Below are 18,576 nucleotides of genomic sequence, written 5' to 3' on the forward strand. Positions count from 1 at the left end.
ATTCTGGTAGTTTAGAGCGGGATGCGGGCGGAAAACCGCGCACACTTTCCTCATCCCGCTCTATCGGCCCGGCGGTTCGGCTGCCTGGCGTTCCGTATCGGAGCCGCATATGCAAGACTTCCTCGAATTCCAATCGATCTCCAAGGGCTATCCCGGCGTCCAGGCGCTGTCGGACGTCTCGTTTTCTGTGCGCAAGGGCGCCGTCCATGGCCTCATGGGCGAGAACGGCGCGGGCAAGTCGACGCTTATCCGTCTGCTCTCGGGCGACCAGTCCGCCGATAACGGCGAGATCCGTATTGAAGGCGAAGCACAAGGCTATCGCTCCGTGCGCGATGCGTTTCGCGCCGGTGTTATCGTCATCCACCAGGAACTGCAGCTCGTTCCGGAACTGACGGTCGCCGAAAACCTCTGGCTCGGCCACTTCCCCGGCAAGGGCGGTGTCATCGATCGACGCCAGTTGCTTCGCGTCGTCGGCGAGAAGCTTGCGGAAATCGGCATTGACGTCGATCCGTCCGCCAAGATCGCCTCGCTCTCGATCGGCGAGCGCCAGATGGTCGAGATCGCCAAGGCCGTCATGCTCGATGCGCGCGTCATCGCGCTCGACGAGCCGACCTCGTCGCTGTCGTCCCGCGAAAGCGAAATCCTCTTTGCCCTGATCGAACGCCTGCGCTCGAATGGCACCGTGATCCTCTATGTCTCCCACCGGCTCGACGAGATCTTCCGGCTTTGCGACAGCCTGACTGTGCTGCGCGACGGCAAGCTTGCCGCCCATCATCCTGACATTTCCAAGGTCACGCGCGACCAGATCATCGCCGAGATGGTCGGACGCGAGATCTCCAACATCTGGGGCTGGCGGGGCCGCGATCTCGGCGCGGAACGTCTGCGCGTCGACGCGATCTGCGGTCCGAAGCTGAAGGCACCCTTGAGCTTCTCGGTCCGGCGCGGCGAGATCCTTGGCTTTTTCGGCCTGATCGGCGCTGGCCGCAGCGAGATGACCCGGCTGGTCTATGGCGCAGACAGACGCCACCAGGGAACCGTAACGATCGACGGCGCGATCGTGCCGGCCGACAACCCGCCACAATCGATCCGCGCCGGCATGGTCCTGTGCCCAGAGGACCGCAAGTTCGACGGCATCGTTCAGGGGCGCAGCATCGAAGAAAATATGGCGATTTCGTCGCGCCGGCACTTTTCGCCCTTCGGCATCCTCAACCGTAAGAAGGAAGCGGAACTGGCGGACCGCTTCATCGCCAAACTTCGGGTGCGCACGCCGTCCCGCAAGCAGGACATCATCAATCTCTCCGGCGGCAACCAGCAGAAGGTCATCCTTGGCCGCTGGCTCTCGGAACAGGGCGTGAAGGTGCTGATCATCGATGAGCCGACGCGCGGCATCGATGTCGGCGCCAAGTCGGAGATCTACGAAATCCTCTACGAACTCGCCGGTCAGGGCATGGCGATCGTCGTCATCTCCAGCGAATTGCCCGAGGTGATGGGCATTACCGACCGTATCCTCGTCATGTGCCAGGGCCGGATCGCCGCCGATTTCGCGCGCACCGATTTCGACGAACGCCGCATCCTCGCCGCCGCCCTTCCCGATGTTCCAACCGAGCAGGTTCAGCCGTCATGACTTCCTTGAAAAAACTTCTTCTCGGCGAACAGGGTCTGGTCGTCATCTTCGCCGTCGCCTTCGCCATCGTGGCGCTGACGGTTCCGAACTTCTTGACTGAGCGCAACATGCTCGGCCTGCTGCAGTCGGTCGTCACCATCGGCATCGTCGCCTGCACGATGATGTTCTGCCTGGCTTCGCGTGACTTCGACCTCTCGGTCGGCTCGACCGTCGCCTTCTCGGGCATGGCCGCCGTCATGGCATCGAACGCCTCCGGCTCGATCCTCGTCGGCCTGATTGCGGCACTCCTGTGCGGCGGCTTCGTCGGCCTCGTCAACGGCGTGGTGATTGCGCATTTCCGCATCAACGCGCTGATCACGACGCTTGCCACCATGCAGATCGTGCGCGGTTTCGCGCTGATTGCGTCTGACGGTCGCGCCGTCGGCATCAACGACCCGAGCTTTTATCAGTTGGCACTGTCGAAGTTCCTGGGCATCCCGACGCCAATCTGGGTGATGGGTTGCTTCTTCCTCGTCTTCGGTTTCGTGCTGAACCGCACTGTCTTCGGCAAGAACACGCTCGCGATCGGCGGCAACCCGGAAGCCTCGCGCCTCGCCGGCGTCAATGTCTCCAACATGCGCATATGGATCTTCGCACTGCAGGGCCTCGTCTGCGCTGTTGCCGGCGTGCTGCTCGCCTCGCGCATCACGTCAGGCCAGCCGAATGCGGCAACAGGTCTCGAACTCTCGGTCATTTCGGCCTGCGTGCTCGGCGGCGTCTCGCTTGCCGGCGGCCGGGCGGCGATGACCGGCGTGATCGTCGGTGTTCTCATCATGGGCATTGCCGAAAACGTCATGAACCTGCTCAACATCCAGGCCTTCTACCAGTATGTCGTGCGCGGCCTGATCCTTCTGCTCGCGGTGCTGCTCGACAATCTGCGCTCGGCCGCCGCCGGTCGTCGCAGTTAGGGCATGACGGAAGACATCGTCCTCCTCGAAAACGAAGAAGGGCTTACCGTCGAGGTGAGCCCGCCTGGCGGCGCGATCCTGTCGGCCCGCTGGCGCGGTATTCCTTTACTGGCGCCGACGCCGGCACCGGGGCTTGCCTCGCAAGTGTTCGGCGCCGAGGCCTGCTTTCCGCTGGTGCCCTTTGGCAACCGCATTGAGGCCAATGGCTTCCAATATGACGGTCGCGACTACAGGCTGGAAAGAAACACCACCGATCCGCTCGTTTTGCACGGAGACGGCTGGCTTGGACGCTGGTCGATCCTGCAGCGCGACCGGCAATCGCTCGCCCTTCGCTTGGACCAGGAGGCAAGCGTTGCCACACCCTTTGCCTATGAAGCGGTAGAGACGATCGCCATCGACGGACCGCGCCTGATCCTCTCGCTCTCCATCACCAACCGCGCCGACCAGGCCCTGCCATACGGACTGGGCTTCCATCCATACTTTCCGCGCACGACTGAAACGCGCCTCATCGCCCGTGCCGACCGATACTGGAGCGAACGGGAAGGTCATCTGCCAGACCGCCCCGGCCCCATCCCTCAGAACATGAACTTTGCATCCGGCTCCCCCTTGCCCCCGAACTGGCTTAACAATGCCTTCGACGGCTGGGATGGACGAGCCCGCATCGAATGGCCGGAAACGGGGCTTGCCGCTTCGCTCGAAGCCGATGGGCATTTTCGGTTCTTCGTTCTCTACTCGCCGTCGGCGACAAGCAGCTTCTTTTGCTTCGAGCCGATGAGCCATCGGCCGAACGCGCACCGCGATCAACGCGACGGCGGCCTCGTCCGCCTGCAGCCTCTCCAGACTGTGACCGGAACGATCGCGCTCAGCGTCGAGGAACTTGCGAGCGGGTAACAGTTCGCAAAGAGCGGTTTCGCATCCAGCAATCGTTTACAAGTAACCCTGGGTGAAATTGCTTTAAGTGAAAACTTTTGGTTGCTACCGCGGGGTCCTCGCGCCTGTGCGAACAGCCGGTGCCAGCGCGCCACAGGCGGGATAGCTGCGATCGACCGCCCGGTCGCGGGTCTCCGGTAGAGATTGTGCAGGCATTGGGGACGAAGGCGAAAAGATCAAAGACTTCGCAAGATTGCTTATACCAATGATTCCGTGGAACTTTTTTGAGCAGGCTCCGTTTAGAAGCCGCCACGACCGCCCCGGTCGGTGGCGAGACTGAACAGGAGATATGCATGAATTATGTGACCGCCGCCGCGCTTTCCCTTGCCCTCGTTTCCAGCGCTGCCTTCGCGCAAGAACCCGCAGCAAACGGCGCAGATGCGATGCTGGTCGGCCCTGGCATCACGATGGGCACCACCGCAACGATGCCGCTGAAATATGTGGAAATCAAAGACACCGATATCGTCAATTCACAGCTCATCGGCGTCGATATCTACAACAAGCAGAACGAGACGATCGGCGAGATTTCCGACGTCGTCATCGGCGACGGCAAGTCCGTCATCGGCATCGTCGCAAGCGTCGGCGGTTTCCTCGGCGTGGGCGAGAGCTATGTCGTCATCGACCCGGCGTCAATTGCACTTGCCAACGACAACGGCACTTGGAAGGCCTATGTCGACACCAACAAGGATGACCTCTCCAAGGCACCAAAATTCGATTACGGCAAGCTGAAGAAATAGTGACCGGCCCTGCCGCGCGCGTTCGCTTCTCCGGCGAACGCGTTTTCGTCTTCGGGCGCCTGCACATCCGCCACCGAATAACCGCATTCAGAATGCGCGAAAGCATTCCATTTTCTGCGGCAAATACCGCCATGACTTAGTTTTCTATTCTCACAATGTGGACATTTCTGCACGAGTGTGCCAAAAGACAATCGGATTGCGACATGATGTCGTATTTGCGCAGGCCTTTCTGGTCGTGCGCTTCTCCGTTTCGCTGATCGTTTCATCAGCCTTTCAAACACAAAGGAGAGTGCCCCGCTTCCGGAGCCGGGCCCAGAACATATGGCATTTCAAACTGAGAGCGACCGCTCGGCCGACGAGCAACCGGTCAAGATCAGTATCAAGAACGTTTTCAAGGTTTTTGGCGAGCGGCCGGACGAGGCGCTGAGCCTTCTTAAAGCCGGCAGCACGAAGGCGCAGATCCACGCCGAGACGGGTTGCACCATCGGCGTCAACAACGCGACCTTCGACATTCGGGCCGGCGAGATCTTCGTGATCATGGGGCTTTCGGGTTCCGGCAAGTCGACGATGCTGCGCCTCCTCAACCGCCTGATCGAACCGACCTCCGGTTCCATCGAGATCGATGGCAAAGACGTAGCACGCTTGCCGCGCAGCGAACTGATCGCCTTGCGCCGCCGTGACATAAGCATGGTCTTTCAGTCCTTCGCGCTGCTGCCGAACCGCAGCGTTATCGACAACGCGGCCTTCGGCCTCGAGGTCGCTGGCGTCGGCGAGGCCGAGCGCAAGGCCCGCGCCCGGACGGCTCTGCACGCTGTCGGGCTGGAAGGATACGACGACAGCCGTCCCGACCAGCTCTCCGGCGGCATGAAGCAGCGCGTCGGCCTTGCGCGAGCGCTCGCCGCCGAGCCCTCCGTGCTCCTCATGGACGAAGCCTTCTCTGCCCTTGACCCGCTGATCCGCACCGAGATGCAGGACGAACTTGTCCGCCTTCAGGCCGAACACAGTCGGACCATCGTGTTTGTCAGCCATGATCTCGACGAAGCCATGCGGATCGGCGACCGCATCTGCATCATGCAAAATGGTGAGGTCGTGCAGGTGGGCACCCCGGACGAAATCGTATTGAAGCCCGCCAACGACTATGTGCGGTCGTTCTTCCGCAATGTCGATGTCTCTCAGGTCTTCCGCGCCGGCGACGTCGCCCGCAAGACGCAGGTGACGATCATCGAGCGACAGGGTGTTTCGGCCGCAGCTGCACTCGAGCGCATGGAACATTACGATCGCGAGGTCGCCATCATTCTCGGCCGCGACAAGACCTATCACGGCATGATCAGCCGGTCTTCGTTGATCGCAACCGCCCGCGACGGCGCCGCCGATCCCTATCGGCGCGCCTTCCTGCCGGATATCGAGCCGATCCCGGCGTCGGAAAGCTTGTCCAATGTGCTTGGGAAGGTGGCTGCAAGCGCGTTCCCAATGCCTGTCATCGACGAAGCCAACCGCTACCTCGGCTCGATCAGCAAATCCGCGCTACTCGAAACGCTCGATCGCACCGTCTGATCCAGCCCTTCGGAGACAATCCATGACTTTCGATATCGGTGACGGCGTCGACAGCGCCGTCAACTACATCCTCGACAATTTCGCACCGCTGCTCGATCTGATCGCTGCCGCCATCGGCACCGTGACCAACAGCATCCAGGCGGCACTTCTCGCCGCCCCCTTGGCCCTCGGGCTCGCGATCTTCGTGCTTTTGTCGCTATGGCGCGTCGGCTTCGGCTTTGCGGTCTTTACCGCCCTTTCACTGATGCTGGTCGAACACATGGGCCTTTGGTCCGCGCTGATGGAAACCCTGTCGCTCGTCATCGCATCGACGCTCGTTGCCATGCTCATCGGCCTGCCGCTTGGCATCGCCATGGCGCGCAGCGATCGCGTCGCGGCATCCGTGCGACCCATGCTGGACCTCATGCAAACCATGCCGGCCTTCGTCTACCTCATCCCGGCGGCGATGTTCTTCGGCCTTGGCGCCGTGCCCGGGACGATCGCTACGGTGATCTTCTCGATGCCGCCGGTCGTGCGGCTCACCAATCTCGGCATCCGTCAGGTGCATGTGGAGTTCATCGAGGCCGGCAACGCCTTCGGCTGCACCGCCTGGCAGCTGCTCGTGAAGGTGCAACTGCCGAACGCCATGCCTTCGATCATGGCCGGCATCAACCAGACGATCATGCTTTCTCTCTCCATGGTGGTGATCGCCTCGATGATCGGTGCGGGCGGCATCGGCAACACGGTCCTGACCGGCATCCAGCGTCTCGACGTCGGAACCGGTTTCGAAGGCGGTCTCGCTGTCGTCATTCTCGCCGTCATTCTCGACCGGATCACCCAGAGCTTCGGCAAGGAGCGCGCCAGCCCGTGGCGCGTCCTGTTCCGCCGGCGACAGGAACAACCCCGGACCTCCCCCGTCACTGCCTGACGCTGCGGACTTTCCCATCCATCTGGCAGCGTTCGTGCTGCCGCTTGCAAACGTTCAAGAAAGGAACATCCATGTTCAAGACCCTTGCGACCATCAGCCTTGCGGCCAGCATTGCCGCCGGTACGTTTGGCGCGGCTGCCGCAGAGGAAAAGCCACCCGTCAGGATCGGTTGGGCCGCCTGGTCGGACGCCGAGTTCGTCACCAAGCTCGCCGCAAAACTGATCAAGGACGAGCTCGGCCAGGAGGTCGAACTGGTCCAAACGGACATCGCTCCGCTTTACCAGGGTGTCAGCCGCGGCGACCTCGATGCCATGATGATGGCTTGGCTGCCGGAAACCCACGCCGACTACTTCGCCAAGGTGAAGGGCAAGGTAACGACCCTCGGGACCGTTTACGACGGCGCCAGGCTCGGCTGGGTGGTTCCGAAATACATTCCCGAAGACGCCATCGCCTCGATCGACGACCTCAAGAAGGACGATGTGAAGGAGAAGCTCAAGGGCAGGATCGAGGGCATCGATCCCGGCGCGGGCCTTACGCGTCTGTCCGAGCAGGCAGTCAAGAACTACGCGCTCGACGGATACAAGCTGCAGATCTCCAGCGAGGCCGGCATGCTGACGACCATTGACCGGGCGATGCGCAAGAAGGATTGGTTTGTCGCCACGGCCTGGAGCCCGCATTGGATGTTCGGCAAGTACGAGCTTCGCTATATAGCGGATCCGAAGAACGCGCTCGGCAAGGCCGAACGTGTGGACGTGCTGGCACGCAAGGACATCGAAAAGGACAACCCCGAAGTCTCAGGCCTGCTATCGCGCATGAAGCTGCCGATAGCCGATCTCGAAGCCGCGATGTTTAACGCCCAGCAGACCTCCTACGAAAAGGCTGTCGACCAGTACATCGCGGATCATCCCGACCAGATCAAAGCCTGGCTCGCCAAGGACGGTGGCTAAGCTCTGCCGCTCGCGTCCACAACCGACGCCCGCGATCTCGTTGCGGGCGTACCTCCCGACAGAAGGATCATCGACATCATGAACGACATGCTTGCACCCCGCGCCACGGCCGACGCCACTGACGACACGATCGGTGGCCGCATTTCGCTTGCCCGCGATGCCATCAAGCTTTCGATCGAAGAGATATCGGCAATCGCGGGTGTTACCGAAGAGACCTGGATCAGCTGGGAAAACGACCGCGCAGAACCGAGGGCCAACCGCCTCGACATGATGGCCGGCATCCTGCAGGTCAACATCGCCTGGCTTCTCGATGGGCGCGGAACAGGACCAGTGGAGGCGAGGTAGTCCGCAAGGACTGCCCGTTCGGCGCGCTCAGGAAGATCACCAACACCATCACAGGCGATCGTCGCTGCGGTCGCAGCCGCCTACCTTTCGCCGATCGGGGCCGAGACAGATCCGACCCTTCTCAAGCCCCGATGACGTTCCTTGGTCGCCCACCTTAAACGGAGACAGCTTCCAGGCGGACGCCGTCAAAACGCGCGTTCATCGCAACGATCGATCCGGCATCAGGCATCAGGCATGCGGCCGTCGCCAGCGCGTCGGCGATGGCAGCGGATGGTGCCGACACCGAGACAGAGCGCCAGTTTGCTGGCGCGGGCATTCCGGTCAGGGGATCGAGAATATGTCCGTCTCTGGCTGCTTGATCGAAGGTCGTGCCGAGAGGGGCGGAGGTGGCGACCGCTCGCTGGCGCAGCGGCAGGCGCTCGCCTGATTCCAGTCGGACGGGCCATCCGCCGCCGCCCGGTTGCCCCCCGAGCGCACGGAACTCGCCGGTATCGATCAGAATGTCCGTCAGTCCCTCACCTTCAAGCATTGCTGCTACGCGGTCGGCGACATACCCCTGGCCGATGCCGTTCAACGTCAGCGCCATGCCCGGATGCAACGTGATCGCTGCTGCATCGAGCTTGACCTTGCCCCAGCCGACGTTGCCACGCACGCGATCAACGTCCGCCGGGCCGGGTCGCGTGCCGTTTGCAGCCGATTGAGCCCAGAGCGTCCAGAGCGGCTGTACCGTCGGATCGAAGCGCCCGCCGCTTGCCAGGTGGACTGCGTTGGCCAGTGACAGACATTCCAAAAGCTCGAATGGCGGGTCTTGAAGATGACCGTCGCGGTTCAGCCGGCAAAGCGCGCTGTTGGCGCGGTAGAGGCTAAGGATGTTTTCCAGACGGTCGATCTCCGCCATGACCCTGGAGACGATCGTCTCGGCCTCGGGGTGCGTAATCCGGATCGAGGCACGCGCGCCAAGAGCCTGACCTGTCCAGAAGCGGGTTGCCGCGTTGGCGTGGGCGATGGCGGGCGCCGTTGCGAGAACTGCAGAAATTGCAATCAAGCGGCGTCGGGTCAGCAGCATGGGGTCAACCTCCGGCTGGATGGGGCAATGCGCGCAGACGGCCGAGATAGTCTTCGTCGTCCGCTCGCGGTTCCGAGCCGGTCTCCACCGGCGTCAAAACCATGGCATCGGTAATATCGGCGAGCGCAAGCACCTGGCCGCCCTCGGCAAGAACGAAGGCCGCAGCCTCGTCGCGGCTTGAAAACGGCACGGCTTCGGGCGCACCCATGCCGCCTCGCCGGGCAGAGCCGACCACGTAGAACGCCTTGTCGGCGGCGATCCAGTTGCCGTCACCGGGCTGGTCCCACGTTGCCCCCGCAGCCCCCATGTCATTGACATAGATGACGAGGATCGGCGCAATCTGCTCCGGCCCACGCGCATAGGCGATCGCATCGCGCACCTGACTGAAGAAGAGCGGCGCGGGGCTTCCTTCCAGAAAGATCTGGGCCTTCGGGCCGGGGTGCTCCAGAAGGTTCATCTGGCAGTAATGACCGAGGGTCTCGGGCGTCATGTCCTGCGGCACGATGCTTTGGGCGACGTCCTCCTTGCAGGCGGAGAGCAGCGCCAGAGCGGCCGCGACGAGCACGAAGCGAAGTCGGGTCCTCATGGGGTCACCTTTCGGAAGGCTGCGGCGGCAAGGGCTATGGCGGCGAGTGGCCAGGCGAGGAGGGAGGCTGCCGATTGCCAGAGCGGGATCGTGCCGGCGGCGCCACCCAGTCCGCCTGCGGCAGAAACGGCTTGTGCGGCCGAGAGGTTAAAGACGCGAAAGGCGTCGGCAGGGTTGGCAAGCAGCGCAACGGGCAATGCGTGTGTGGTGAAGGCACCGCCTCCATCCGTCACGATTAACGCCAACAGGGCGAGGTCGTAGAGCACCACCGCCACCAGCCAGAGCGCGATGGCCAAGCCCGCCGCCCCCGACGGCCGTCGCGCCAAAGCCGAAAGCGCATAGCCGGTGCCAAGAAAGGTCGCACCCAGCAGCACAGAGGACCAGATCAGCCGCCATAGGGCGCCAAGCCCCGCGGTTGCTCCAGGATCGAACCAGACGGCTGCGAGCGCCGCCGCGCCGTAGCCAAGCGTCACGGCAAGACCGAGGATTGCGAGATGCGCCAGCAGTTTGCCGAGCAGAATCTGCAGGCGTGAGACGGGATAGGTGAGAAGCAGTGGCAGCGTGCCGCGTTCCACTTCGCCAGCCACCGCATCGAAACTCATCAGCAATGCCAAAAGCGGAACCAGATAGACCGCAAGCGAAGTGAGCGAGGCGACCGTTACGGAGAGCCGGTCGACGCCGACATCGCCCGTCGGGGCAGAGCCGGCGGCGGCCAGCACCAGGGCGAACAGCACCATCATGCCGGTGGCGATAGAGACCCAACGATTGCGCAATGCGATACGGAATTCGCTGACGGCGGTGGCAAGGATGCGGTTCATTGCCCGTCCCTCCGGCTGAAGTGGCTGTAGATGTCCTCGAGGCTGGGCGGGATGACATCGAGATCGGCAATGGCGCTCCCAAGCGCCGCAATGCGGGCAAGGAGCGGCAGTTTTTCCGACTGCGAACCGTGAAGGCGCAAGAGACCGTCCTCCCCTTCCACCCCCTCGGGAAAGGTCGCTGCCAGCGCCGGCGCATGGCCCGGTGCGGGGCGAACGGAAAAGGCGACCGGAAGTGCCGCACGGGTCCGAAGATCGGCAAGCGTACCTTCTGCCACCAGTTCCCCACCGGAAAGGATGAGGATGCTGTCGGTGCGGGCCTCCACCTCGGTCAACACGTGGGAGGAGAGCAGGATGGCGGTTCCTTCTGCGGCCAACCCGTCGAGCAGGTCATAGAAGTCCCGTCGCGACACCGGGTCGAGGCCAGAGGTCGGTTCGTCCAGCACCAGGAGACGGGGGCGGCCGATCAGCGTCTGGGCCAGACCCACCCGCTGGCGCATGCCCTTGGAATAGGTACCGATCCGACGCCGCGCCGCGTGGCCCAGTCCGACCCTCGCAAGAAGCTCCGTGGCCTGCTTCGGGTTTTCGCCACGCAGTGCGAGATAGTGGCGAAGCTGTTCTTCTCCCGTCAAAGCCGGGTGAAAGGCGACATTTTCCGGCAGATACGCCACCTGGGTCCGCGCGGCGGGCGAACCGGGCGCCGAGCCGCAAACCGAAACCTCGCCGCTGTCGAAGGGGATGAGGCCAAGCACGATCTTCATCATCGTCGACTTGCCCGCACCGTTATGGCCGAGCAGTGCCGCGCGCCGTCCCGGCTCCAGCGCAAGGGAAACGGACTTGAGCGCTTCCACCGATTGGAAGCGCTTAGTGAGCCTGGAGATTGTCAACGTCGGTGTCATCGTAATTTCCTTCAGTCCAGCGCCCTGCGGCCTCCGCCTCATAGGCAAGGATTTCGAGCGGGACAGGGATGGTCAGGGGGCGCATCAGCGGCGCGCTGTCGCGCACGCCTCCAGGCAGCGTGGCGGGAAAATCCCGCTGGCTCCAGCGAACGATCTGCACGGCCGGCGAGCCGGTGAGCAGGCTTGCCGCGGGCTGCGACCAGAGGATCTGGTCCATCAGGTCGTTGGGGCGGTAGAAACTGTCGGCAATGCCGTCGCCGTTGAGGTCGAAGGCCGGATGATCGGACCAGAAATTGCCCCGGCCTTCATGGCTCCATTCCATATTGCGGGTGCCGACGTATTTGACCTGCTCGCGGTTGGCGATGAAGGCGTTGCCTGTCAGCACATTCTTTTCCGAACCGGCGGTGAAATGTATGCCAATGCCGCAGCTCTCGAAGCGATTTCCCCAGACCAGGTTCTTGTGGGCGTTGTAGATGAACAGGCATTTCTTCGTGCCCCCGCGCACCAGATTGCCTGACACGTCGGCATTGTTGGCATAGTTCAGCATCAGCCCATGCTCGCGGTCGCCAAGGCTGAGATTGTTCAGGATCTTCGCGCGGTTGGAGAACATGATCGCAAAGCCCAGATGGTTTCCGATCGAGATGTTGTCGGAAACCTCGGTGTTGCGGGTGTACATGAAGTGCACGGCAAAGCGCAGGTCGCGCATAATGTTGCGGCGATAGATGCTGTCGGCGCTGGCGTTCGAAAAGATGCCGTCGCGACCGTAGCGGATAATATTGTCTTGAAGCAGCGTACCCGGGCTGTTCCAGACATAGATGCCGTTACCGCGCTCGTTCATGCGGGCGCTGCGCGTGCCGGTGATCTCGTTTCCGGAGACAATCGTGTCGCGGCCGCCATGGACGTCGATGCCGTGCATGTTGTCGGTGACGAGCAGCTTTTCGACACGGGCGCGATCGGCGCCTTGAACGATTTTGACCCCGGCGTCGAGATCCTGGTTGATGCGACCCGAACCGGTGACGGTGAACCCCGTCAAGGTGACGTCCGACGCGGCAATCGTCACCACGCTACCCTGCTTAAGCCCATTCACCACCGCTCCGCGCGGACCGGTGATGGTCAGTGGTCGGTCGATGGTGACGGGGCCGTCATAGGCCCCGTCGGTCAACACCAGCACATCGCCGGGTTGAGCCCCGGCGATGGCTGCGGCAAGACTGCCCGCACCCGGCACGACTGCGCGCTCCGCCGCTAAGAGCGGAGAGGCGAGAAGAAAGCCGATCAGGAGAACGGACAGCCGCATCGATCAGGCGCCCTTCGGTTCCACGAACATGCGGCCGCGCATTTCCATGTGCAGGGCATGGCAGAACCATTGGCAATAGTACCAGTAGACGCCAGGATTGGCCGCAACGAAGGTAACGGAGCTCGTCTGTTGTGGGCCGACCTCCATCGCCACGCCGTGATTTCCCATGGTGAAGCCATGGGTAAGGTCATCGATCTCGTCGAGATTGGTGACGATGACCGTGACTTCGTCGCCCTCCTTCACCGTAAAGCTCGGCTGGCTGAAGCTGGGTGCGACCGAGGTCATGTAGACGCGAACCTTGTTGCCGTCGCGGATCACGGCCTCGGTCCATTCGTCGATGTCGACCTCATCGGCCTCGGCCTGCTTGCGGGTTTCGGCCCACAGCGGATCCTTGCGATCCCAGACCGAGCGGATGTTCGGCAGGATCGAGGGGGAGACGGCGATGGCGTCATGCGGCTCGGCGAAGGTCGGGCCGTCATGGACCAGCACCATCTTGTCACCGGAGATGTCGATCAACTGATCGTTTTCCGGCTTCAGCGGGCCGACATTCAGGAACCGGTCCTTGGAGAATTTGCACAGGCAAACGAGCCAGTCGTTGGCGGCATCGAGCGTTTCACCCATCACCGTCTTCAAGTGGCCGGGTTGATACTGAACGTCGAGCTTGTCCTTGATCGGGTTGATCTTCTCACCGGCGTAGGCGCGGATGGCCTCATCGATGTTCCACTTTACCACCTGGCTGTCGAGGAACAGCGAGGTATAGGCGTTGCCGCGCCCGTCGAAGGCGGTGTGCAATGGGCCAAGGCCCAGTTCCGGTTCCGCAACCACCGCGCTGCGCGGCTCGGCATTGTCGTAAAACAGGGCATCGAACTTCGTCACGTCCAGCACGGTGACGGTTGGCGAAAGCTTGCCGGCAACGCACAGATGCTTCCTGTCCGGCGCCATGTTGCAGCCGTGCGGGTTGTTGGCGATCGGGATGTAGCGCGTGAAGAGCGACTTTGCTTCCTTACGCCCGTCCACCACCTTGACGCCGTTGATCTCCTCATATTGGCCGGCCTTAATGGCCTTCTCGATTTCGGCGATGTTGAAGACGACGATATGATCCATCTCGGACTTGGTCATCTCTTCCAGCGTCATGCCCATTTCCGAGTTGTAGCTGGTGGAGAACGCCCACTTGCCCTCGTAGTCGGCATCGCAATTGTCGAGGTTGCCCGAGACCTTCACCTGCCAGGCCACTTCCCACTTGTCGGCATCGACGGCGGTGAAGATGTTCACGTAGGTCGCCACGTCCGTCATCGTCGAGCCGTCGTTGACGAGCGGGGCCTCGTCCTCGCCGTTGCAGAACACATAGTTTGAACGCGGCCATTTCTGCGGACGCATGCCGTGGATGCCCTTGGCGTTGGGGATCTCCAGGATGGCGTCGGTCTTCATCACGTCGCAGCGCACGCGCGCCACGCGCGTATTGGCCTTGTCGTTCATGAACAGGTAGCGGCCGTCATATTTGCCGTCGGTGAAGGACATATGGACGTGATGCAGGTCGCCGTTGTCGTGGATTTTCTTGCCGTTGGCGGCAAGCTGCTTCTTAGTCTTTTCCGTCATCGTGCGCTGATGGATCCGGATCGATTCATTGGTCTGCCCCCAACCGGTGGCCGAGCAACGGTTGAACACCGGCACGCGCATCAGTTCGCGCATCGAGGGAATGCCGAGAATGCGCATCTCGCCGGTCTGACCGGAGGACCAGAAGCCGTAGTAGTCGTCGAGCTTGCCCGGTGCGACCGAGCCGTCGGCGCTCGTGGCCGCACGGGCCGGTGTCGCCAATCCTGCAGCGCCGAGGCTGAGTGCGGCCGGCCCTACAGTGCCCGCCAGAATGGCGCTGCCTGCAGTCGCGCTGAAAAGTGCTCGGCGGCTTAGTCCCTTGTGTTCCTTTGATTCCATGATCTGGTTCCTTTTTGCTTGAACCTTGGCTTCGATTAAACTTTGGCTGCGGGTTGATGGGTCGGCACGCCGCCCGGGCTTGCCGCAAGCTTCGCCCGCGACTTCATCTTCTTGATCACGACGGGGCAGACGGTTTCGGACTGGTAGAGCACCTGGCAGTGCAGGCAGTTGATGCACTCGTTCGGATTGATCTCGCCGGTCCGGTGGATCGCCTGCACCGGACATTGGTGGGCGCAGGTCTGGCAGGGGTTGCCGCATTCATGGTAGCGCTTGAGCCAGTCGAACATGCGTATGCGCGCAGGGATCGCAAGCGCCGCACCGAGCGGGCAGAGGTAGCGGCAATAGAACCTCTCGACGAAGAGCCCGGCGACGAGAAGTGCTGTGGCATAGGCCACGAATGGCCAGGCGCGGATGAACTTCAGGATGATCGCTGTCTTGAATGGCTCGATCTCGGCCAGATGCTCTGCCTGTTCGACGCTCATCAGAGAGACCCCGAAAAGGCCGAGGAAGATCATGTATTTGATCGGCCAGAGTCGCTCGTGCAGGCCCCATGGCAATGTCCATTGCGGGATACGCAGCTTGCGTGCGATCTGGTTGGTCAGCTCCTGCAGTGCGCCGAAGGGGCAGAGCCAGCCGCAATAGGCTCCTCGTCCCCAGAACAGGAGTGCCGCGGCAACGGCAAACCACAGGATGAAGGTGAGCGGATCGAGCAGGAAAGCCTGCCAGCTGAACCCGTTGACGAGACTGCCGAAGAGCGCCATCAGATTGACGACAGAAAGCTGCGCGTTGGCATACCAGCCAAGAAAGACCAGCGTTACTGTCAGGAAGATGATGCGAAAGATGTAGAACGCTCGCGCGTTCCTGACCGCATAGGTCTGGAAGAAGAACACGCCCGTCAGCACGACCAACATGGCGCCGAGCACGACAATCTTCAGCTTCGAGTCGTCCCAGATGCGCTTCCACAGGTCGGACTGTGCAGTCCCCTCGTCACGATCAGCAACGGCTGCAACGTCCTTCACCGGTGGTGGCGCGACAGCACGCAGATACTTCTGCGGAAGCTGGTAACCCAGATCGAAGGTATGAAAGACTTTTTCGACCGGTCCAACCTCACGTTGGGCCAGGAGCTGTATGCGGAAAGGTTTTGTCGGGTCGAAGCCGAGGCCTGCTTTAATGCGGAACAGGTCCATCTCGTTGTATTCCGGCGCACCGGCAAGCGAGATTGCCCCCAGGCGACGGTGGTCGCGATCACGAAAGCGAACGGAAACATCGTCCTGGATCAGCACGATGCGATCAAAGATGCCGCCGCGCACATAGCCCGATCCCTTGAACGAATAGAGCCCGCGTCCGACCACGGCGATCGCGTGTTCGCCTTCGCCAAGCCAAGCCTGAAGGTTTTTCTCTTCGGCTGCCCCGAGAAAGGCCTTGCCGATGGAAGGGACCGAGACCAGTGCCGCCTGCATCTCGATGAATGTCGTTTCCGGCGCTTGCGCAATCGCGCGCTCGCGGGCGCGCTCATCGGGATGGCCGGCGAAAGCAGCATTGACCTGCGCAACGTCGAGCGACAGTCGGCGCAGCGTGCCGTCACCTTCTGCCTCGACCCAGTCGGCCGGCGCGGCGGCCGCGGGATCGATTTCGAAGCGCGGGCCGGCATTGTCCGCTTCCGGTGTCAATCCGCCAAGCCCGAGCGCGCGCGCAACCTTTAGCCCGGACCGGACGATCGAATCGTCGATGACCATGACGGTCACCGTCGCGCCCGAGATGATATCTACCTCGTGGGTCGTACCGCCGGATTTCGCCTCGGCGACGAGATCAAGGCCTGCGTAGCCGGCAACAAGCGCCTTCACCTTGGCGTCGGGAATGCCGATGAGGACGATGGGTTCCGAATGTTTCACCAGCCGGACGCCGACGATCTTCGCATCCTTGTCCACCGCGACGAGCGTATGGATGGGTTTGCCGGAATAGCCGGTCGTTCCGACGAAATCCGAGGTCACGAAAACCCACGCCACCGTCTGGCCGCCCTTCAGCACCGGGGCCGCCGCCACATCATCACGCACAGCGCCAAAACCGTCCGCTCCTGGCACAAGATCGGAGGCTGTGGTGGTCGGCAAAAACGCCTGCAGCACCGATGCCGCGCTGGCGGATACGGCACCGCAGAGGCTGAGGCAGAGGAAAAGGGCAAGACGGAAGAGTTTCATTCCAGGGTGTTTTCCCGCAAATCGTTGCCGGAGCATTGAAACTTTGGCGCGGGACATTCTTTGATCTAGCTCAAACAAAGACAGCTTCGTTGATTGCAATCCTTGATTGTCGCATGTCGTGCACGGATTGATGCTCAGGTGGAGCTGGGGAAAAGACTTCGCGTCAAGCCGGCGGCCGACCGGCGCAAGAACAATACCTTTGAAGTCGGATCGCCCTGCCCGTGGCCTGCCCTCCGCGCGATATCTGCCAGGGGACGGCAGGCAGCCCGCCACCCACAACTACTGCGCGTCGTGCGAACAAGTTCCGCCCTGTGAGCTCGGCTCGCGAAGAGCAAATTGATCGCCGCCGTGCCTCGTGGGGGCACGTCGGCGCCAGCTCAAAACAGTGAAAGTGTGCCCGGCGCTAAGCGCCGGGTCGGGTTGCGTGCAAAGAGATGTGTGAAGCTCCGCCTCCTCCCGTTGGGCCAAGCGATGCCGGAAAGACCTGTCAGGGCCTCACCCCGCGGAACGCGCTGCTGGCGAGAGAGCGGAACCCTCAAATGCATCAATGCCAGCGAACCGCGGAAACAGAACGCTGTTTTCCAGATGCATATGTGTAACGAGATCGTCGCAGAATTTTTGAACCCCGACATAGAGCGCCGTCCAGGACCTGCAGGCCCCGTCCGGAAGCGTAAAACCATGCGTCAAATGCTCGATCACGCCGAGGCTCCGGCTCTCGCATGCATGATCGTCCCGCATGCCGGCAATCAGATGTCGGATGTCCGGATCGGGCTCATGGCGCATCATCGGAAAGAGCGCAAGCTCTTCCCGCGCCATGTGGGGAAGAAGGTGGTCCTTGAGCTTGGCCAGCGCGTCGGCAAGACCAAGTGGCGCGGAGCGATGAGCACCGTGGACGTGCTCCACCTTTTGGGCAAGCGGGATCAACCATTCCAGATCGGTGCGGTGGGCCTGGTGATAACGCTCCAGAATATGAGCGATAAGCTCGCCTGTAGCATCCGGAGCCTCGCGTCTTGCGGCAAGCTCCAACGCCTGAAGCCGATCGAGCAGATCAGCGGCCTCTATGCCGGCATCCGCGGCCGCTTGCGCAAGCGGTACATCGCCACCACAGCAAAATCCGATACCGTGCTGTCTGAAGAGTTCCGCGGCACCGGGAAGCTCGCACGCAATCACTCCGACGGCTGTGTCCAATGTGTATTCGGTCAATGTGCTCTCCTTGGCGCCTAAAAGGTCATGATCCGCAATCGATTTCAAAGCGGGGCGATCCATGATCGTTGTTCAAGGGAGAAGCTGGGGCAGTTTTTCCGATCGTTCTTTGTCGAAACGCAACTTTATTCCGGAAGGATCGCAATCGTTGAAGATCTGAATAACCGTTAAGGGCCCTTGCCGCTGGTGCCGTGGCGACGGCGCCAGTTCGCCAGGCGCTCGCGGTCGAACGTGAAGACTTCATCGATCACCGTACCATCGGAAGTTACGGTTGCAGTCCAGAGACGCCCGCCGCACCGAAGCGTCAACCGGAATGTGCCCAGGTGCTCCCCTTGACCGATCTCAACCTGGCTCTTGACTTCTCCCCGGCCGAGGCGATTTCTGAGCTCAGTCGGGGGCAGACGCAGCGCCGACGACATGGTCGCCGCCGGCACGGAGAAATCGCCACTGGCGTCGCGCTCGACGCGCAAAACTCGTCGGTTTGTCAGTGTCAGCATAGAGCTTTTCTTTCGGATGACGTGTCGTCCCTCGCGCGCGGATGAGGCCGCGTCAGACGGTCCCGTGATGCCTCAAGGCGAACGCTAAGAAGATCGAG

The 18,576-nt window shown here is 62.0% G+C and carries 17 protein-coding genes; 8 read left to right on the forward strand and 9 right to left on the reverse strand.

From position 1 onward, the window contains the following. Positions 1–109 precede the first annotated feature (109 nt). The 8 genes from araG to BLU15_RS33625 all read left to right on the forward strand — a co-directional run bounded on the left by araG (position 110) and on the right by BLU15_RS33625 (position 7,991). Positions 110–1,624, forward strand: coding sequence for an L-arabinose ABC transporter ATP-binding protein AraG (gene araG, locus BLU15_RS33590; protein ID WP_090301414.1), 1,515 nt, complete (start codon positions 110–112; stop codon positions 1,622–1,624). Beyond that, entirely contained in the window at positions 1,621–2,571 is a 951-nt protein-coding gene (gene araH / locus BLU15_RS33595) for an L-arabinose ABC transporter permease AraH (protein WP_029742703.1), read from the forward strand. The genes araG and araH overlap by 4 nt, the downstream gene beginning before the upstream one ends. 3 nt (positions 2,572–2,574) lie before the next feature. Beyond that, positions 2,575–3,462, forward strand: coding sequence for an aldose 1-epimerase (locus BLU15_RS33600; protein ID WP_090301416.1), 888 nt, complete (start codon positions 2,575–2,577; stop codon positions 3,460–3,462). A 332-nt stretch (positions 3,463–3,794) separates the two neighbouring features. Continuing rightward, complete coding sequence (locus tag BLU15_RS33605; RefSeq protein WP_210333416.1) at positions 3,795–4,238, forward strand: PRC-barrel domain-containing protein; 444 nt, start codon at positions 3,795–3,797, stop codon at positions 4,236–4,238. Between the two features lie 321 nt (positions 4,239–4,559). Next, on the forward strand, positions 4,560–5,792 hold the full coding sequence (proV, locus tag BLU15_RS33610) for a glycine betaine/L-proline ABC transporter ATP-binding protein ProV (protein WP_029742706.1): 1,233 nt from the start codon (positions 4,560–4,562) through the stop codon (positions 5,790–5,792). A 22-nt stretch (positions 5,793–5,814) separates the two neighbouring features. Further along, entirely contained in the window at positions 5,815–6,699 is an 885-nt protein-coding gene (locus tag BLU15_RS33615; RefSeq protein ID WP_090301419.1) for an ABC transporter permease, read from the forward strand. A gap of 71 nt (positions 6,700–6,770) precedes the next feature. After that, complete coding sequence (locus tag BLU15_RS33620; protein ID WP_060644246.1) at positions 6,771–7,646, forward strand: glycine betaine ABC transporter substrate-binding protein; 876 nt, start codon at positions 6,771–6,773, stop codon at positions 7,644–7,646. Between the two features lie 78 nt (positions 7,647–7,724). Further along, a complete protein-coding gene (locus BLU15_RS33625; protein ID WP_226020894.1) occupies positions 7,725–7,991 on the forward strand; it encodes a helix-turn-helix domain-containing protein in 267 nt (88 codons plus the stop codon). A gap of 154 nt (positions 7,992–8,145) precedes the next feature. Here the strand turns inward: BLU15_RS33625 and BLU15_RS33630 are convergent, their stop codons facing one another. The 9 genes from BLU15_RS33630 to BLU15_RS33670 all read right to left on the reverse strand — a co-directional run bounded on the left by BLU15_RS33630 (position 8,146) and on the right by BLU15_RS33670 (position 18,478). Beyond that, entirely contained in the window at positions 8,146–9,057 is a 912-nt protein-coding gene (locus tag BLU15_RS33630; RefSeq protein ID WP_090301421.1) for an FAD:protein FMN transferase, read from the reverse strand. Positions 9,058–9,061: 4 nt separating this feature from the next. Then, positions 9,062–9,643, reverse strand: coding sequence for a nitrous oxide reductase accessory protein NosL (locus BLU15_RS33635; RefSeq protein ID WP_029742711.1), 582 nt, complete (start codon positions 9,641–9,643; stop codon positions 9,062–9,064). Next, positions 9,640–10,461, reverse strand: coding sequence for an ABC transporter permease (locus tag BLU15_RS33640; RefSeq protein ID WP_034799004.1), 822 nt, complete (start codon positions 10,459–10,461; stop codon positions 9,640–9,642). Before BLU15_RS33640 ends, BLU15_RS33635 begins: the two co-directional genes overlap by 4 nt. Continuing rightward, positions 10,458–11,357: an ABC transporter ATP-binding protein gene (locus BLU15_RS33645; RefSeq protein WP_090301422.1), complete on the reverse strand. Its 900-nt coding sequence runs from the start codon at positions 11,355–11,357 to the stop codon at positions 10,458–10,460. The genes BLU15_RS33640 and BLU15_RS33645 overlap by 4 nt, the downstream gene beginning before the upstream one ends. After that, positions 11,323–12,651: a nitrous oxide reductase family maturation protein NosD gene (locus BLU15_RS33650; RefSeq protein WP_060530201.1), complete on the reverse strand. Its 1,329-nt coding sequence runs from the start codon at positions 12,649–12,651 to the stop codon at positions 11,323–11,325. The genes BLU15_RS33645 and BLU15_RS33650 overlap by 35 nt, the downstream gene beginning before the upstream one ends. A 3-nt stretch (positions 12,652–12,654) precedes the next feature. Further along, positions 12,655–14,583: a TAT-dependent nitrous-oxide reductase gene (gene nosZ, locus BLU15_RS33655; RefSeq protein WP_090301425.1), complete on the reverse strand. Its 1,929-nt coding sequence runs from the start codon at positions 14,581–14,583 to the stop codon at positions 12,655–12,657. Between the two features lie 35 nt (positions 14,584–14,618). Continuing rightward, on the reverse strand, positions 14,619–16,778 hold the full coding sequence (locus BLU15_RS33660) for a NosR/NirI family protein (protein WP_090301427.1): 2,160 nt from the start codon (positions 16,776–16,778) through the stop codon (positions 14,619–14,621). Positions 16,779–17,273: 495 nt separating this feature from the next. Next, on the reverse strand, positions 17,274–18,044 hold the full coding sequence (locus tag BLU15_RS33665; protein WP_090301429.1) for a DUF542 domain-containing protein: 771 nt from the start codon (positions 18,042–18,044) through the stop codon (positions 17,274–17,276). 104 nt (positions 18,045–18,148) lie between these two features. Further along, positions 18,149–18,478 carry a DUF6522 family protein gene (locus BLU15_RS33670; protein WP_090301430.1) on the reverse strand — a complete coding sequence of 110 codons (330 nt, stop codon included), beginning with the start codon at positions 18,476–18,478 and terminating at the stop codon, positions 18,149–18,151. Positions 18,479–18,576 lie beyond the last annotated feature (98 nt).

It is taken from the genome of Ensifer sp. YR511, from assembly GCF_900103045.1.
GTDB lineage: Bacteria > Pseudomonadota > Alphaproteobacteria > Rhizobiales > Rhizobiaceae > Ensifer > Ensifer adhaerens.

What these genes read in the sequence shown, in the direction of transcription:
- araG (WP_090301414.1), top strand. Translation starts at nt 110, where the DNA reads ATGCAAGACTTCCTCGAATTCCAATCGATCTCCAAGGGCTATCCCGGC.
- araH (WP_029742703.1), top strand. Translation starts at nt 1,621, where the DNA reads ATGACTTCCTTGAAAAAACTTCTTCTCGGCGAACAGGGTCTGGTCGTC.
- BLU15_RS33600 (WP_090301416.1), top strand. Translation starts at nt 2,575, where the DNA reads ATGACGGAAGACATCGTCCTCCTCGAAAACGAAGAAGGGCTTACCGTC.
- BLU15_RS33605 (WP_210333416.1), top strand. Translation starts at nt 3,795, where the DNA reads ATGAATTATGTGACCGCCGCCGCGCTTTCCCTTGCCCTCGTTTCCAGC.
- proV (WP_029742706.1), top strand. Translation starts at nt 4,560, where the DNA reads ATGGCATTTCAAACTGAGAGCGACCGCTCGGCCGACGAGCAACCGGTC.
- BLU15_RS33615 (WP_090301419.1), top strand. Translation starts at nt 5,815, where the DNA reads ATGACTTTCGATATCGGTGACGGCGTCGACAGCGCCGTCAACTACATC.
- BLU15_RS33620 (WP_060644246.1), top strand. Translation starts at nt 6,771, where the DNA reads ATGTTCAAGACCCTTGCGACCATCAGCCTTGCGGCCAGCATTGCCGCC.
- BLU15_RS33625 (WP_226020894.1), top strand. Translation starts at nt 7,725, where the DNA reads ATGAACGACATGCTTGCACCCCGCGCCACGGCCGACGCCACTGACGAC.
- BLU15_RS33630 (WP_090301421.1), bottom strand. Translation starts at nt 9,057, where the DNA reads ATGCTGCTGACCCGACGCCGCTTGATTGCAATTTCTGCAGTTCTCGCA.
- BLU15_RS33635 (WP_029742711.1), bottom strand. Translation starts at nt 9,643, where the DNA reads ATGAGGACCCGACTTCGCTTCGTGCTCGTCGCGGCCGCTCTGGCGCTG.
- BLU15_RS33640 (WP_034799004.1), bottom strand. Translation starts at nt 10,461, where the DNA reads ATGAACCGCATCCTTGCCACCGCCGTCAGCGAATTCCGTATCGCATTG.
- BLU15_RS33645 (WP_090301422.1), bottom strand. Translation starts at nt 11,357, where the DNA reads ATGACACCGACGTTGACAATCTCCAGGCTCACTAAGCGCTTCCAATCG.
- BLU15_RS33650 (WP_060530201.1), bottom strand. Translation starts at nt 12,651, where the DNA reads ATGCGGCTGTCCGTTCTCCTGATCGGCTTTCTTCTCGCCTCTCCGCTC.
- nosZ (WP_090301425.1), bottom strand. Translation starts at nt 14,583, where the DNA reads ATGGAATCAAAGGAACACAAGGGACTAAGCCGCCGAGCACTTTTCAGC.
- BLU15_RS33660 (WP_090301427.1), bottom strand. Translation starts at nt 16,778, where the DNA reads ATGAAACTCTTCCGTCTTGCCCTTTTCCTCTGCCTCAGCCTCTGCGGT.
- BLU15_RS33665 (WP_090301429.1), bottom strand. Translation starts at nt 18,044, where the DNA reads ATGGATCGCCCCGCTTTGAAATCGATTGCGGATCATGACCTTTTAGGC.
- BLU15_RS33670 (WP_090301430.1), bottom strand. Translation starts at nt 18,478, where the DNA reads ATGCTGACACTGACAAACCGACGAGTTTTGCGCGTCGAGCGCGACGCC.